This window comes from Actinomyces sp. W5033, from assembly GCF_051303165.1.
This window is the reverse complement of record NZ_JBPPGD010000008.1, coordinates 1-14,613: the sequence shown is the minus strand read 5'-3', so window position 1 is coordinate 14,613 and position 14,613 is coordinate 1. Positions and strand designations below refer to the sequence as shown.

Sequence of the window (14,613 nt, the reverse complement as noted above, 5' to 3'; positions counted from 1 at the left end):
CGTCCGGTCGGGGGGCCTGGGTCTCAGACCTCGAGGAGCTCGGACTCCTTGGCGGCCAGGGCGGTGTCAACGGACTCGACGAAGCGCTTGGTGAGGGCATCGAGCTCGGACTCGGCGCGCTTGACGTCGTCCTCCCCGGCCTCCCCGGCCTTCTTGATGGCCTCGAGCTCCTTCTTCGACCTGCCGCGGATGCCGCGGACCTGGACGCGCGAGTCCTCAGCGCGGGTGCGGGCGAGCTTGACGTAGTCCTTGCGGCGCTCCTCGGTGAGGGCCGGCAGGGTCACGCGGATGACGGTGCCGTCGTCGGTGGGGTTGACGCCGAGGTCGGACTCACGGATCGCCGTCGTGATGGCCTTCATCGCGGAGCGGTCGAAGGGGCTGACGATGACGGTGCGGGCCTCAGGGATGGTGATCCCGGCGAGCTGCTGCAGCGGGGTGGGGGCGCCGTAGTAGTCCACCATGAGGGTGTTGAACATGGCAGGGTTGGCGCGGCCGGTGCGGATGGCCGCCAGCTCGCGCTTGGCGGCCTCGAGGGCGGCCTCCATCTTCTCCTCGGCCTCGAGCATGACGTCGTCGATCATCAGTCTTCCTTCGGTGTTCGTGGGGTGGGTGCGGTGCGTGGCCGGTTCAGGCCCTGGTGACGAGGGTGCCGATCTTCTCCCCGAGCAGGGCGCGGGTGATGTTGCCGGGCTCGCCCATGCCGAAGACCCTCATGGCGAGGTTGTTGTCCCGGCACAGGGCGAAGGCGGAGGCATCGACCACCTGCAGCCCGTCGGACAGGGCACGCTCGTAGGTGAGCGTGTCGAGCAGCCTGGCACTGGGGTCCTTGCGCGGGTCGGCGGTGTAGACGCCGTCCACGCCGTTCTTGCCCACGAGGAGCTCGTCGCAGTGGGACTCCAGGGCGCGCTGGGCGGAGACGGTGTCGGTGGAGAAGTAGGGCAGCCCGGCACCGGCCCCGAAGACGACGACGCGGCCCTTCTCCATGTGGCGGATGGCGCGCAGCGGCAGGTAGGGCTCGGCGACCTGGGTCATGGCGATCGCGGACTGCACGCGGGCGGGCACACCGGCCTGCTCGATGAAGTCCTGCAGGGCCAGGGCGTTCATCACGGTGCCGAGCATGCCCATGTAGTCGGCGCGGGCGCGGTCGATGCCCCGCTGGGACAGCTCGGCGCCGCGGAAGAAGTTGCCACCACCGACGACGACGGCGACCTGGACGCCCTGGCGCACGGCCTCGGCGATCTGGCGGGCGGCGTCGGAGACGACGTCGGGGTCCAGGCCGACGCTGCCTCCGCCGAAGACCTCGCCGGAGAGCTTGAGCAGGACACGACGCGGGCGGGGGTGCGTGCTGGGTGTGTCCGCTGTGGCGCTCATGGCTCTCCTCGGTCGTGGGTCCCGGGTCCGGGCTGACGGGCGCGCACGCCCTCGGGCGAGCCTACCCGCTCGCAGGCCGCCGGGCGCCGCGCCAGCAGGCGCGTCCACATGCACGAGGGCCGCTGCCCCGGCCACAGGACGTGGCTGGTGGCAGCGGCCCTCGGTGTGGCCTGTCGGCTCAGGAGCGCTCGGCGCGGCGGCGCAGCAGAAGGCCTCCTGCGCCCAGGGCTCCGGCGGCGGTGAGCAGCGCCACGGTTGCGGCGCCCGTGCGGGCGAGGCTGTGGCCCCGGCTCGACTGGGCGCTCGGCTGGGACGGCGCCGCGGTCGGGCCTGCGGTCGTGTCGTCGGTCGGGCTCGCGGTCGGGGTGGGTGCCGGGTTGGGCTTCAGCGTCAGGGTGAAGGTGGTGGTGGCCGTGCGGGCGTCCAGCCCGGTGCCGTCCTCCTCCTCGATGACGCTCACGGTGACCTGGTAGTCCTTCTGCTCCGTGATGCCCGCCGCCTCACGGCCGCTGATGGTGCGGGTCTGGGGGTCGTAGGCCAGGCCAGCGGGCAGGCCGGTGACGGTGACCGTGTCCTCCAGCGCCGGGTCCCCGCCGCTGGTGCTCACGTCAATGGCGGCCTCATCCTGGCCGTCGGTCAGGCTCTGGGCCGCGGTGCCGGCGACAATGAGCTCGCGCTTGTGGCTCCAGGTCTGGCCGTCGTCGCAGGAGGCGAGCACGGTGCCGTTCGTCCTGGCGCTGGCGTTGAAGGCACCGGAGTACAGCAGGACGCGTGAGCGCGCGGATCCGGGGACGGCGTTGGGGTAGGCGCGGATGATCTGGGCGTTGTTGCCGGAGTCGATGAGCTGGGTCTCGACATAGGGCTGGCCCCAGGTCGCCCCGCCGTCGTCGGAGACGGAGATGATGCGGTGGCCGCCACCCGGCGCGCTCTTGGGTGTGCGCGAGTTGAGCATAAGACGGCCGTCGGAGAGCTCGACGACCTTGTTCTCGTCAAAGCGCCACGGGGCCTCGCCAACGCCGCGGTCGGTGGGGGTGTAGGCACCGGTGGCCCAGCTCTGGCCGTGGTCGTCGGAGTACATGGACATGGCCACGACCCGTCCGTCAGTGCGCACGCAGGCGATCTGCTGTACCAGCCGGCCCGCGTGGGGGGCCTGCTTCTTCTGGATGCCGGCGCCGGAGGTCGCGAAGCACGAGCGCAGGTCCGTCTTGTCGTGCAGGGCCTGGGCGGTGACCACCCGCTGGCTCCAGGTGTGGCCGTTGTCGGTGGAGACGGACAGGCCCAGGTTCATCGTGTGCCGGTCGGTCTCGTCGATGCGTCCGTCGGCGCCGCGGGTGTAGGCCGGGTTGTTGGCGAAGACGCCGGAGTCGAAGCTCTGGACGTGGAAGTTGAAGATGGTGCCCGTCGTGGCGTCCACGACGTAGGAGGGGTCGGAGAAGCCCAGGCGGGTCGCGGCAGCGGTGTCTCCCTGGGCGATGACCGTCTCCGGCTGCCAGGTGCGGCCACCGTCGGTGGAGCGGCGCTGGACGATCCAGTTGGCGTTCGGCGAGTCGCCGCCGCCGGCCCCGCCGTCCATCGGGCGGCGGTCGTACGCGGCGAGCAGGTCACCGTTGGAGGCCACAGCGATGGCGGGAATGCGGATGTGGTAGGCGCCCGAACGCGTGGTGGGGCGCGATGTTGCGCCAACGGCAGTTGGCGGTGCCATCGAGGTTCGTTGCGCTGACGAAGGCGGAGCGGGCGCTCGTGGATGTGTTGGTCACGGTCAGTCGGTGGTCGATGACCTGCCCAAGGCCGTAGCCGTCGGCGGGGGCCGGGGTGAGGGCCTCGACCTTGGCCGTCAGGACGGGAGCGCCGGGGTCGTTGGGGTCCTGCTGGTAGACAACGGGTAGCTCGGTGGTGACGGTGCCGACGAGCTCCTCATCGCCCTGGTAGCCGCGGATGCGGAATGCCTCGTAGGCCACCGAGGGCTTGAGGGTGCCCGAGGCGACGTCCTCGGCGGTGACGGTATAACGCGCCCGGCCACTGCAGGTCTGAGGGCTGTTGGGCGCCATCCAGTGCCAGCGGCAGGCCTCGTGACCCGTGAGGTTGGCGTCGGAGGGGCGGAAACCGAGGTTCTGGTCGGAGGTGTTGGTGATGGTGATGTCCAGCGGGACCTGCTCCCCCTCGACCCAGGACGTGCCGTTGGCAGGCACCCCGGCCAGGGCAAGGTCGATCGTCGCCAGATCAAAGGTCTCGGCGTGAGCCTTCAGGGAGGGCACGAGCGCTGCGGGAAGACACAGCGCCAGCGCGGCGAACATGGTCAGAAGGGATGTGGTTCGTCGTTGAGCCACGCCCGGATCATCATACATCTGACATCAGAGTTCAAGTGTGTGTCGGAGGGCGTCACAGCGCCTCGGTGGCGGCTGCGCCGCCCCGAGGGGCCTCCGGGCAGCGGCCGGGACCGGCGGCTGCCGGGCGGGCTGGACAAGGCCCGCGTCGGCACAGGACGACGGCCGGGGGCCAGGTAGACAGCACTACCCGGCCCCCGGCCGTCCACGTCCCCCACCGCGCCCTCGGGCACGGCGGGAACGTCCTGTTGACAGGTGTCAGGCGCCCACGCGCAGGCGCACGAAGCCGGTGACCTCGCCACCGGTGGCCGCCACGACCTTGCCGACCGTGGTCTTGGGGTCCTTGGCGAAGGCCTGCTCGGTCAGGCAGATCTCCTTGAAGAAGCCGCCCAGGCGCCCCTCGACGATCTTGGCGATAGCCTTGTCGGGCTTGCCCTCGGCGCGGGTGGTCTCCTCGGCGATGGCACGCTCCTTCTCAACGACCTCCGCCGGGACCTCGTCCCGGGTGAGGTAGGTCGGGGAGTAGGCGGCGATGTGCATCGCGACGTCGTGGGCGACCTCGGCGGCCTTGTCGTCCGTGCCGACGAGGACGGCCACCTGCGCGGGCAGGTCCGGGTTGGTGCGGTGGAGGTAGAGGTCCACCTTCGGCGCGGCGAGCCGGGCCACGCGCGAGACGACGATCTTCTCGCCGATGACGGCCTGCATGCCGTCGGTGAGGGCCTGGACGGTCTCGCCCTCGACCTCGACCTGGGCCAGGGCCTCGGCGCTGCCGGCCCCGGAGGCGACGGCGGCCGCGAGGACCTTGTTGGAGAAGTCGATGAACTTCTCGTTCTTGACGACGAAGTCGGTCTCGGCGTTGGTCTCGACGAGGATGCCGACCTGGCCCTCGGCCGTGTCGATGACCTGGGCAGCGATGAGGCCGGCGCCGGTCGCGCGGCCCTCACGCTTGGCGATGCCCTTGAGGCCCTTGACGCGGATGATCTCGACGGCCTTGTCAAGGTTGCCCTCGGCCTCGTCGAGCGCCTTCTTGACGTCCATCATGCCGGCGCCGGTCTGCTCACGCAGGGCCTTGATGTCGGCGGTGGTGTAGTTCGCCATGGATGTTCTCCTTGGAAGCTGTGCTAGCGGTGGTGGTCGGTGGAGGGCTCAGGCCTGCTCGGAGGCCTCGCCGTCCTCGGCCGCGGGCGCCTGAGCGGCCTCGGTGCCGGCGAGGAGCTCGGCCTCCCACTCGGGCAGCGGCTCGGCGTCGGCGGCGGGGACCTCGGCCTCCTCGCCCGTGCGGGCGCGCCCGGCGGAGCGGGACACGAGACCGTCGGCGACGCCGTCGGCGACGACGCGGGTGAGCAGCTCGACGGCGCGGATGGCGTCGTCGTTGCCGGGGACGCCGTAGGTGACCTCGTCGGGGTCGCAGTTGGTGTCGAGGATGGCGATGACCGGGATGCCCAGCTTCTGGGCCTCGGCGATCGCCAGGTGCTCCTTCTTGGTGTCCACGACCCAGATGGCGGAGGGCAGCTTGGACATGTCGCGGATGCCACCGAGGGTCTTGGTGAGCTTGTCCTTCTCACGGCGCATCATGAGCAGCTCCTTCTTCGTGCGGCCGGAGCCGGCCACGTCGTCGAAGTCGATCTGCTCGAGCTCCTTCATACGGTCCAGGCGGGCGCGCACGGTGGAGAAGTTGGTGAGCATGCCGCCCAGCCAGCGCTGGTTGACGAAGGGCATGCCCACGCGCTGGGCCTGCTCGGCGACGGCGGCCTGGGCCTGCTTCTTGGTGCCGACGAACAGGATGTTGCCGCCGCGGGCGACGGTCTCCTTGACGAAGTCGTAGGCGACGTTGATGCCCTCGACGCTCTTGGCGAGGTCGATGACGTAGATGCCGTTGCGCTCGGTGAGGATGAAGCGCTTCATCTTGGGGTTCCAGCGGCGGGTCTGGTGGCCGAAGTGGACGCCGGACTCGAGGAGCTGACGCATGGTGACGATGGCCATGACGGTCCTTTCGACGCGGGCGGGGAGGGTGCCCCGCACGCGCAGTGAGGGGGACGGGCCGGGCTGCGCCCCTGCGGCGCTCCGACGGCGTCCCGTGAGTGGTTGTCCCCCGTTGACCTCGAGCCGCGCGAGCGGTCCGGGCTCCGCGGCCAAGAGGCTGCGGACGGGGCCTGGTGCCCGCGACGCCCGGCCACCCGCAGACGGGCTGCGGGACCTCGGCCGTGGCGTCCGAAAGGACGATCCCACTCACCCTCCGGGCACCTGGCGGCAGGGCCGTCAGGTGGGGCGGGCTCGCGGGCGCGGGCACGCGATGTCAGCCCGGTGCGGGAGGTCCCGCACAGACTGCGTCGGCGACACTATCACGGGCCACGAGGACCTTTCCGCGCCGGGACGCCCAAAGGTCCCTGTCACCGGTGTCGTGCGCGTCACCTCGGCGCAGCTGCGCCGCCGCCTGCCCGGGGCCGCCGGGCTCCACAGGCAGGCGCCGCACCATCCTCATGCCGCGCGGTCCACAGGAGCGTGCCGCTCAGGCTGGCGCGCCGTGCCGACGTCGGCACCCTGGAGTCATGAGTACCTCTCCGCCCGCCGCCTCCGTCCCGGCACGTGCGGCCACCGCGCTGCGCAGGCTCGTGGCCTGCCTGCTCCTGGCCGGCCTCGTGCTCGGCGCCGGGGCGCCGACGAGAGCAGGGGCCGCGGTCCACGAGAGCCCGCCCCACGGTCCCGGCGCAGGCCGCGTCGCGCCGGCGCACAGCTGGCAGTGGCCCACCGGGGAGCCTGCCCCGGTTCTCGAGGGCTTCACCCCGCCGGCCCAGGCCTGGGGAGCCGGGCACCGCGGCGTTGACCTGGCACTGCCCGCCGGATCGCCCGTCCTCGCCGCAGGTGCTGGGACCGTGGCCTTCGCGGGGAGCGTCGCGGGGCGTCCGCTCGTGTCCATCGACCACGAGGGTGGTGTCCGCACCACCTACGAGCCCGTGGAGCCGGTGGTCGGAGCCGGGGACCGGGTCGAGGCGGGCCAGGTCATCGGCCTGCTCGTGGCCGGGCACCGCCCGGACGGCGCCGACGCGCTCCACTGGGGCGCGCGCACCGGGCCCAAGAGCTATGTCAACCCACTGCGGCTGCTGGAGCCTCCGGTCATCCGCCTCAAGCCCCTCGGTCGCCGGCCGGGGCCGTGAGCCTGCCCCGTGCTGAGGCCCGCGGGCGCGGGACGCCGCCTCCGAGCGGGCGCCGGCCGCTCACGCGCGGGGGAAGGCCTGGTCGTAGACGGCGCGAAGCCGCTCGGGGGTCACGTGCGTGTAGCGCTGGGTCGTGGCCAGTGAGGAGTGGCCGAGCAGCTCCTGGACGCTGCGCAGGTCCGCTCCGCCGCTCAGCACGTGCGTGGCGGCGCTGTGGCGCAGCCCGTGGGGGCCCAGGTCCGGCGCCCCCGCACGCGCTGCCATGCGGTGCACGAGCCCGCGCACGGCCCGCGGGTCCACGCGCCCGCCCCGCGCCCCCACGAACAGGGCGTCGCCCGAGCGCGGTGAGACAAGCACCCTGCGCTGGGCCAGCCACGCCTCCAGCGCCCGGGCGGCCGGGGTTCCGTAGGGCACGACGCGCTCCTTGCCGCCCTTGCCGAGCACCGTGAGCGTGCGCTCACGGCGGTTGGCGTCGGGTAGGTCGAGCCCGCACAGCTCGGAGACCCGGACCCCGGTGGCGTACAGCACCTCGAGCATGGCGGCGTCGCGCAGCGAGGTCGCCCACTCCCGCTCGGCGCTGCGAGTACCGGCGGCCTCGGCGTGCTCGCGGGCCTGCTCGGCCTCCTGCGCCGCCGCATCGAGCAGGGCCCGGGCCTGGGCGGGGGTGAGCACGTTGGGCAGGCGGTTGTCGGCGCGCGGCGAGCGCAGACGGGCGGCGACGTTAGAGGAGGTCAGCGCCTCACGTGCGGCCCAGGAGGAGAAGGTGCGGATGGCAGCGCTTCGGCGCGCGATGGTGGCCCGTGAGCAGCCCGAGGCGTCCAGGCAGGCGAGCCAGGCGCGCAGCCCCGCCAGGTCGAGCCCGGCCAGGGCATCGGTGACGGGCGCGCTCTGCTGCGGCCCGGCACCGAGGAAGGTGAGCAGATCCTCCAGGTCACCGGTGTAGGCGCGCACCGTGTGCTCGCTCAGGCCCCGCCGGTGGGTGAGGTGGCGGAACCAGGCGTCAAGGAGCTCTCCCCGGGTGAGCGGTGCCTGCTGAGTCATGACCCCAGGCTAGGTGCTCCGCCGCCAGCGCCCTCCATCACGGTGCACCCGGCCCGCCAGCTCGAGCAGTCCCAGAGCGCTGCGCACCTCCCGCTCGCTGAGCCCCGCGGCCCGGGCGATCCCGGAGGCCTCGGCCGCGGCACGCACGGGCATGGCGTCCAGGACGGCGGCGGCGGTCGGCTCGAGGCCGTCCAGCAGGCTCGCGGGCCCGCTGTCGCTGGCCCGCGAGCGCGCGCCGTCCGGGTCCATGGTCCCCACCGGGGTGATGAGCTCGAGGGCGTCGTCGGCGTCGGTGACGCACACCGCCCCCTCGCGCAGCAACCGGTGGCAGCCCACGGACTCGCGTGAGAGCACGGGCCCCGGCACCGCCCCAAGAGGGCGGCCGAGGTCGCGCGCGTGCCGGGCGGTGGACAGGGCCCCTGAGCGCCAGGCGGCCTCGACGACGACGGTGGCGTCGGTCATGGCGGCGATGAGACGGTTGCGTGACAGGAAACGGTGCCTGGCCGGCTGGCAGCCGGGAGGGACCTCGGCAACCAGCGCCCCGGAGCCCAGGACCTCCTGAAGCAGCCGGGTGTTGCCGGCCGGGTAGAGGCGGTCAACGCCTCCGGCGCACACGCTCACGGTCCGGCCACCTCGCAGGGCGCCGGCGTGGGCGCAGGCGTCGATGCCGAAGGCGCCCCCGGAGACGACGACGGCCCCGGCCCGCGCCACGTCCCTGGCCATCCCGCGTGCGACCTGCTCCCCGTAGCGGGTTGAGGACCGCGAGCCGACCAGGGCCAGGGCGAGCCCGCTGCCCGGCCCGGCAGGCACACGGTCCTGCCGCCCGGGCGCCGCGGTCCCTGCTGCTGCGCCCTGTGGGGCGGGCGGCCCACTGTCGCGGCGCGCCAGGAGGGCGGGGTCGCCGCGCACCCACAAGCAGAAGGGAGGCTGCTCGAGCTCGTCCAGGCCTGCGGGCCACCACGGGTCCCCCGGCAGGACAAGGCTTCCGCCCAGGCGCTCGAGCAGGTCGAGGTCGCGCCGGGGCTCGAGCCCGGCGAGTCGAGGTGCCCAGCGGGCGGCGGCACGCGCCCAGGCGGCGCTCGCGCCTGCGCCGCCCGCCTGTGCGCGCAGGGGACGCGGCGGACGGGGGTCGGCGCGCAGAGCGCCGACGGCGTCATGGGCCTCCTCCAGCAGCCAGGTGAGCGCCGGCCCAGGACCCAGCGCCCCCACCAGGGCGCTGGCGGCGCGGTCCGCGGGCTCGGCCAGGCGGGACCAGGCGGCTGCGGCCAGCACACGGTCGTGGTGGTCGAAGGGCAGGCTCAGGCTCATGGGCGGGCTCCTCTCGTTCGCAGGGACAGGGCGGTGCCCAGCTCGGCCGCACCGGGACGCTGCTCACCGGCGAGGTCGGCAAGCGTCCAGGCCAGGCGCAGGACCCGGTCGACCCCGCGCAGGCTGAGGTCACCGCGGTCAAGGGCGTCCATGAGGGGCAGGACGAGCCGTGGGTCCTCGGCTGTGGTGCGCTCACGCACCCACGAGCCCGCGACCTCCCCCATGAGCCGCCAGGGCGTGCCCTCCAGGCGGTGGGCGGCGCGGCCTCTGGCCTGGAGGACGCGGGCGGCGACGTCGGCACTGGCCTCTCCCGCGCCCCCTGCTGCCAGGTCCTGCGCGGTGACGGGCCCGACCTCGAGCCGGATATCGACCCGGTCCAGCAGCGGCCCGGACAGGCGTGAGAAGTAGCGTCTGCGCTGCAGGGAGCTGCACGTGCACCCCAGGGCCCGCCCCGAGCCCTGGCCGCAGGGGCAGGGGTTGGCGGCCAGGACGAGCTGGAAGGCCGCCGGGTAGGTCGCGCGCCCGAGCGCACGGTCGATGGTGACGCGGCCGGACTCCAGCGGCTGGCGCAGGCAGTCGAGGACGCCGGAGGGGAACTCGGGGGCCTCGTCGAGCAGGAGCACGCCCCGGTGGGCGAGCGAGACGTCCCCGGGACGGGGCAGGCCGGAGCCTCCGCCGATGACGGCGGCGCGCGTGGCCGTGTGGTGCGGGGCGCGCAGGGGCGGGGTGCGGATGAGCCCGTGCTCGGGGTCGAAGGCCCCGGCCACCGAGTGCAGGGAGGTCACGGTCACGGCGTCGTCGTCGGTCAGGCTGGGCAGGATCGAGGGCAGGCGCTCGGCCAGCATCGTCTTGCCCGCGCCGGGCGGCCCGACCAGGAGCAGGTGGTGGCCGCCGGCAGCGGCGACCTCGAGCGCGTGGCGCGCCTCCTCCTGCCCGACGACGTCGGCGAGGTCCGCCCCGGACCCCGGCGTGGCAGCGGGCCCGGTGATGACGGCGCCGCGCGGCTCGGTGGCCTCGGCCAGGGCCAGGACCTGTGCGGGAAGGTGCCCACCCAGGGCGGTGATGAGGCTGGCCAGGTGCCGCGCCTCGATGACCCGGGCTCCGGGCACGAGCCGGGCCTCGGCCACGCAGCCGGAGGGGACGACGACCCTGCTCACCCCGGCGCCGGCTGCGGCCCTGACGGCGGGGAGGATCCCGCGCACGGGCCGGATGGAGGCGTCCAGGCCGAGCTCTCCGATGAAGAGGGTGCGGGCCAGGACCGGCAGGGACCGGGCGGGCAGGTCGCCCCGGGCGGCGAGGACGGCGAGGGCGAGGCTGACGTCGAATCCGGTGCCGCTCTTGGGCAGGTCCGCCGGGGAGAGGTTGACGGTCAGGCGCTTCTCCCCCCAGGAGGTGCCGCAGGTGGACAGGGCAGCGCGCACGCGCTCGCGCGACTCGCGCACGGCGGCGTCGGGCAGGCCGACGAGGGTGAAGGAGGGCAGTCCCCCGGCAGCGTGCGCCTCGACGTCAACGAGATGGCCCTCCAGGCCGGTGAGGGTGACGGCCAGGGTCCGGGCGAGGCCGCTCACAGCGTCACCCCACGGTGGTGGCGCAGCTGGGCCGGGGCGCCCGCACGCAGCAGGACGCTGACGACGTCGATCCTCAGCCCAGGTGCGGTGCCGGGCGGGCGGTGGGTCTCGGCCCAGCGTCCGGCCAGGGCGCGCAGGTGGGCGAGCTTGGTGGGGGTCACGGCCCCAGCGGGGGTGCCGACGGCGAGGCCGCGACGGGTCTTGACCTCGAGGGCGACGAGGACGGCGTCGTGCCCGCTGCCGGGCTCGAGGGCCACGAGGTCGAGCTCACCGCGCAGGCCGGAGCCGGGGCCGGGCCGCCAGTTGCGCCCCAGGAGCCGCCAGCCCCGGTCGCGCAGGTAGCGGGCCGCGATCTGCTCCCCGAGCCGGCCGGTGCGCGCGTCCTGCGCCCTGCGCGGCGCGAGCGCCGGGCCGGCAACCGTGCCACCGTCCCTCACCGGCACCGTGCTCACCGTCATGCTGACCACCTCCGCCCCCAGCGTGGGTCAGGGTGGTGCCGCGGGGCGAGGCAGCGGCAGCCGTGCTGTGGACAGCCGCGTCGGCACCCGTCACGGCCCGAGCCTGTGGAGCCCGGCCGCCCCGCCGTCAGCGGGTGCGTGCGGCGCCCGGACGCGCCTCAGTGCGGTGCCGGTCTCAGGCGGGGATCTCCATCTCGGGCTTGGTCAGCTCCTCGACGTTGACGTCCTTGAAGGTGACGACGTGCACGGACTTGACGAAGCGCGAGGCACGGTAGATGTCCCACACCCAGGCGTCCTCCAGGGTGAGCTCGAAGAACACCTCCCCGCCGTTGGTGCGCACCTGGACGTCCACGGAGTTGGCCAGGTAGAAGCGCCGGTCCGTCTCGACGACGTAGGCGAAGAGCGAGACGACGTCCCGGTACTCGCGGTAGAGCTCGAGCTCCAGGTCGTTCTCGTATGCCTCAAGGTCCTCAGCGCTCACCGGGCCATCATGCCGCACGCCGGGCGCACGGGCCCACGGCGCCCGCCGGGCGCGTCGGGAGGGCCTGGACACGTCCCGGCCGCGGTCCGCGCCCCGGCCGCACCGCGCCTGTCAGCCGCGCGGGCCCGGGCGCCCCAGTCCCGGCAGGTGCCAGCTGCGCCGGTGCTGCTCACTGGCCCCCAGCCGGGCGAGGGCGGCGACGTGGGCGGCGCTGGCGTAGCCCTTGTTGGAGGCCCAGCCGTAGCCGGGGTCCTCGAGGGCGCTCATCAGCGTGTCACGGTGCACCTTGGCCAGGACGGAGGCCGCTGCGACGACGGCGCAGCGGGCGTCGCCCTTGACCTGTGTGCGCACGGCCGGCACAGCCACACGCAGCCGGGCCCCCGCGCCGAGCCCCGGGACCTGCCCGCCCAGCCCGACGTCAGGCAGGGTGCCGAGCAGGTCCGCCTGTGGCGGGCTGAGCCAGTCCGAGGTGCCGTCGAGGATGACGAGGCCGGGCGCGTGTCCGCGGCGGGCGGCCTCGTCCAGGGCACGCCTTCCAGCCAGGCGCAGGGCACCAACGATCCCCAGGGCGTCGATCTCGGCGGGGCTGGAGGAGGCGACCGCCCAGTCCAGCACCCAGCGTCGGCAGGGTCCGGCCAGGGCCTCACGGCGGCGGGCGGTCAGCTGCTTGGAGTCGGCAAGGCCCTGTGGGAAGGCGTCCGGGGTGCTGCGCGAGACGACGGCGAGGCCGACGGTGACCGGGCCGGCGAGCGAGCCGCGTCCCACCTCGTCCATGCCTCCCACCAGGCTGTGACGCGCCAGCTCCTCGAGCTCCAGGACACGGTCCGGCAGCAGGTGCGGGGCGCTCACGCGCCCTCCTCGGGGGCCGGCTGCGCAGGGGCCGGGGCCTGTCCGGGCTCGGGCACGAGGTCGAAGGCGCGGGCGCCCTGCCCCAGTCCCTTCCAGCTCGAGACGGGCCAGACGACGGCGACGCCCACCCCGATGACGTCCTCCATGGGGACGAAGCCGCCGTGCGCGTCGTCCTGGTGGAAGCGCGAGTCCGCCGAGTTGGACCGGTTGTCCCCCATCACCCACACGAAACCCTCCGGCACCACCACGTCGAAGGCCACGTCCGAGGCCGAGCGGCCCTCCTTGACGTACCCCTCGTCCAGGACCACCCCGTTGACGCTCACCGTCCCCGAGCCGTCCGCCACCACACGGTCCCCCGGCACCCCGACCACCCGCTTGATGAGGATGTGCCCGGTGTCCTCGGGAAGCTGGCGCATGAGGATGAGCAGGTCCTGGACCGCGCCGCGCAGCCCGGTGGGGTCCTGGGTGTCGAGCCAGTGGTCGGGGTCGCGGAAGACGACGACGTCGCCGCGCTCGAGGTCACCGACGTCATACAGGGTCACCACCACGCGGTCGCCCGCCACCAGCGTGTCCTCCATGGAGGCGGAGGGGATCTCGAACCACTGGACCACGAAGGTCTTGACGAAGGCCGTGACGACGAGCACCGCCAGGACGGCGACGAGGGCCGCCACACGCGGGCGCCTGCGACGTCGGCCCTGGGCGGGGGCCTGGACAGCACTGACGTGCGGCCTGGCCCGCCGCGCGGGCGGGTACGAGGGGGGAAGGGTGGGGGCCGGCAGGTCGTCGGGGGCGGCGTCGGGGGTGTCCGCGGTGCGCAGGGCGTGGGTGGGTGTCCCCGCGTCGGCCGGCGCCGAGCCCGTGGTGCCGGGGGCCTCGACGCCGGCCCCGGCGGCGGTACTGGTGTCACCGGCCTGGTGGCGCGAGCGGTCACTGGTGCTCGTCATGCGGGCCCCCTCTCATCGGGGCTGCGGGAGGGACGGCGGCGGGAGGGTGCCCGCCTGGGACGCGGCGTCGCCCGGCACCCGGAGGGGCACCGGGCGACGCCGATGAGCTGAGGGGCGAGCCGGGGCTCAGTCCTCGCGACGCTCCTTGATCTTGGCTGCCTTGCCGCGCAGGTTGCGCAGGTAGTACAGCTTGGCGCGACGCACGTCACCGCGGGAGACGACCTCGATCTTCTCGATGGAGGGGGTGTGGAGCGGGAAGGTGCGCTCGACGCCGACGCCGAAGGAGACCTTGCGGATGGTGAAGGTCTCGGCGACGCCCGCGCCCTGGCGGCCGATGACGATGCCCTGGAAGACCTGGACACGGCTGCGGCTGCCCTCGACGACCTTGACGTGCACCTTGAGGGTGTCGCCGGGACGGAAGGCGGGGACGTCGTCTCGAAGCGACTGGGCGTTGATCTCGTCGATCAGGTTGCTCATAGGAGTATCTCCACACGCTCGTGCCACTGGTCAGGGGCGATCGGTCGGTGGCGCCGCGCCCCCACCGAGCCGGGGCTGAGGGGGCTGCGCCGTGTGCTGGCGCCCTGGGGTCCTTCCCGATGGGCGTCCCCCCAGTGGCAGGGACGCTCTGAGGCCCGAGGGCCCGGCCAGTGTGCCACAGCGCCGCACGGGGCGGCGAGCCCCTCGATGGCGACGTGCCCGACCTCACGCATCCAGCGGCCCCGCCCGGCACCCCCGGCCAGCGCCCTCAGCCGACGCCCCGCGAGCCTGCGGTCAGGAGGCGGGGACGGCACTGAAGGCCTCCCGGCCACCGGACAGGGTGCCGAGCCTGCCCAGCGGCCACACGACGACCTTGGCGACGCCGACGACCTCGCTGACGGGGACGAAGCCGCCGTGCGCGTCGTCCTGGTGGAAGCGCGAGTCCGCCGAGTTGGACCGGTTGTCCCCCATCACCCACACGAAACCCTCCGGCACCACCACGTCGAAGGCCACGTCCGAGGCCGAGCGGCCCTCCTTGACGTACCCCTCGTCCAGGACCACCCCGTTGACGCTCACCGTCCCCGAGCCGTCCGCCACCACACGGTCCCCCGGCACCCCGACCACCCGCTTGATGAGG

The 14,613-nt window shown here is 73.9% G+C and carries 16 protein-coding genes; 1 reads left to right on the top strand and 15 read right to left on the bottom strand.

Annotation, left to right across the window (positions count from 1 at the left end):
- Window positions 1-23: 23 nt before the first annotated feature.
- The 6 genes from frr to rpsB form a co-directional block, all read right to left on the bottom strand.
- Entirely contained in the window at window positions 24-581 is a 558-nt protein-coding gene (gene frr, locus ACSJJR_RS06835) for a ribosome recycling factor (RefSeq protein ID WP_435942828.1), read from the bottom strand.
- Window positions 582-627: 46 nt separating this feature from the next.
- A complete protein-coding gene (pyrH, locus tag ACSJJR_RS06830) occupies window positions 628-1,371 on the bottom strand; it encodes a UMP kinase (protein ID WP_435942827.1) in 744 nt (247 codons plus the stop codon).
- 178 nt (window positions 1,372-1,549) lie between these two features.
- Window positions 1,550-3,073 (bottom strand): sialidase family protein, encoded by a 1,524-nt coding sequence (locus tag ACSJJR_RS06825; RefSeq protein ID WP_435942826.1) that lies wholly within the window; start codon window positions 3,071-3,073, stop codon window positions 1,550-1,552.
- Complete coding sequence (locus ACSJJR_RS06820) at window positions 2,973-3,665, bottom strand: hypothetical protein (RefSeq protein WP_435942825.1); 693 nt, start codon at window positions 3,663-3,665, stop codon at window positions 2,973-2,975. The genes ACSJJR_RS06825 and ACSJJR_RS06820 overlap by 101 nt, the downstream gene beginning before the upstream one ends.
- Window positions 3,666-3,953: 288 nt before the next feature.
- Window positions 3,954-4,793: a translation elongation factor Ts gene (tsf, locus tag ACSJJR_RS06815; protein WP_435942824.1), complete on the bottom strand. Its 840-nt coding sequence runs from the start codon at window positions 4,791-4,793 to the stop codon at window positions 3,954-3,956.
- 48 nt (window positions 4,794-4,841) lie between these two features.
- The gene (gene rpsB, locus ACSJJR_RS06810) at window positions 4,842-5,678 is read right to left on the bottom strand and encodes a 30S ribosomal protein S2 (protein ID WP_435942823.1); all 837 of its coding nucleotides are present in this window, start codon (window positions 5,676-5,678) and stop codon (window positions 4,842-4,844) included.
- 566 nt (window positions 5,679-6,244) lie between these two features.
- On the opposite strand from rpsB, the gene ACSJJR_RS06805 reads away from it, so the two are divergent.
- Window positions 6,245-6,850: a M23 family metallopeptidase gene (locus ACSJJR_RS06805; protein WP_435942822.1), complete on the top strand. Its 606-nt coding sequence runs from the start codon at window positions 6,245-6,247 to the stop codon at window positions 6,848-6,850.
- A 60-nt stretch (window positions 6,851-6,910) separates the two neighbouring features.
- Here ACSJJR_RS06805 and ACSJJR_RS06800 read toward each other — a convergent pair whose 3' ends face one another.
- The 9 genes from ACSJJR_RS06800 to lepB (ACSJJR_RS06760) form a co-directional block, all read right to left on the bottom strand.
- Complete coding sequence (locus ACSJJR_RS06800; protein WP_435942821.1) at window positions 6,911-7,891, bottom strand: tyrosine recombinase XerC; 981 nt, start codon at window positions 7,889-7,891, stop codon at window positions 6,911-6,913.
- 9 nt (window positions 7,892-7,900) lie between these two features.
- Window positions 7,901-9,199 (bottom strand): DNA-processing protein DprA, encoded by a 1,299-nt coding sequence (locus ACSJJR_RS06795; RefSeq protein ID WP_435942820.1) that lies wholly within the window; start codon window positions 9,197-9,199, stop codon window positions 7,901-7,903.
- Window positions 9,196-10,767, bottom strand: coding sequence for a YifB family Mg chelatase-like AAA ATPase (locus tag ACSJJR_RS06790; protein WP_435942819.1), 1,572 nt, complete (start codon window positions 10,765-10,767; stop codon window positions 9,196-9,198). Before ACSJJR_RS06790 ends, ACSJJR_RS06795 begins: the two co-directional genes overlap by 4 nt.
- Window positions 10,764-11,225, bottom strand: a complete 462-nt coding sequence (locus ACSJJR_RS06785) for a YraN family protein (protein WP_435942818.1) — start codon at window positions 11,223-11,225, stop codon at window positions 10,764-10,766. Before ACSJJR_RS06785 ends, ACSJJR_RS06790 begins: the two co-directional genes overlap by 4 nt.
- Before the next feature lie 175 nt (window positions 11,226-11,400).
- Complete coding sequence (locus tag ACSJJR_RS06780) at window positions 11,401-11,706, bottom strand: DUF2469 domain-containing protein (RefSeq protein WP_435942817.1); 306 nt, start codon at window positions 11,704-11,706, stop codon at window positions 11,401-11,403.
- A gap of 111 nt (window positions 11,707-11,817) precedes the next feature.
- Window positions 11,818-12,555: a ribonuclease HII gene (locus ACSJJR_RS06775; RefSeq protein ID WP_435942816.1), complete on the bottom strand. Its 738-nt coding sequence runs from the start codon at window positions 12,553-12,555 to the stop codon at window positions 11,818-11,820.
- Window positions 12,552-13,499, bottom strand: coding sequence for a signal peptidase I (lepB, locus tag ACSJJR_RS06770; protein WP_435942815.1), 948 nt, complete (start codon window positions 13,497-13,499; stop codon window positions 12,552-12,554). Before lepB (ACSJJR_RS06770) ends, ACSJJR_RS06775 begins: the two co-directional genes overlap by 4 nt.
- Before the next feature lie 126 nt (window positions 13,500-13,625).
- Window positions 13,626-13,976: a 50S ribosomal protein L19 gene (gene rplS, locus ACSJJR_RS06765; RefSeq protein ID WP_435942814.1), complete on the bottom strand. Its 351-nt coding sequence runs from the start codon at window positions 13,974-13,976 to the stop codon at window positions 13,626-13,628.
- A gap of 294 nt (window positions 13,977-14,270) precedes the next feature.
- A partial coding sequence (lepB, locus tag ACSJJR_RS06760) for a signal peptidase I (protein WP_435942813.1) occupies window positions 14,271-14,613 on the bottom strand: 343 nt, incomplete at its 5' end.